The sequence below is a fragment of the Bacteroides caecigallinarum genome (assembly GCF_016902295.1).
GTDB classification, from domain to species: Bacteria; Bacteroidota; Bacteroidia; order Bacteroidales; family Bacteroidaceae; genus Phocaeicola; species Phocaeicola caecigallinarum_A.
The window spans coordinates 1-299 of sequence record NZ_JACJLQ010000193.1; the positions used below are offsets into that span (position 1 = coordinate 1).

At 52.8% G+C, this 299-nt stretch carries 1 rRNA gene; it reads left to right on the forward strand.

Going from position 1 to position 299, the window contains the following annotated elements:
* Nucleotides 1–299: ribosomal RNA gene (locus tag H6A27_RS14785) — 16S ribosomal RNA — on the forward strand; the annotation flags it as partial.

Consider the following 299-nt stretch of genomic DNA (forward strand, 5'->3'; position numbering starts at 1 on the left):
ATGGATACTCGCTGTTGGCGATATACGGTCAGCGGCCAAGCGAAAGCATTAAGTATCCCACCTGGGGAGTACGCCGGCAACGGTGAAACTCAAAGGAATTGACGGGGGCTCGCACAAGCGGAGGAACATGTGGTTTAATTCGATGATACGCGAGGAACCTTACCCGGGCTTAAATTATGCATGAATCATCTGGAGACAGATGAGCCGCAAGGCATGTATGAAGGTGCTGCATGGTTGTCGTCAGCTCGTGCCGTGAGGTGTCGGCTTAAGTGCCATAACGAGCGCAACCCTTTCTGCCA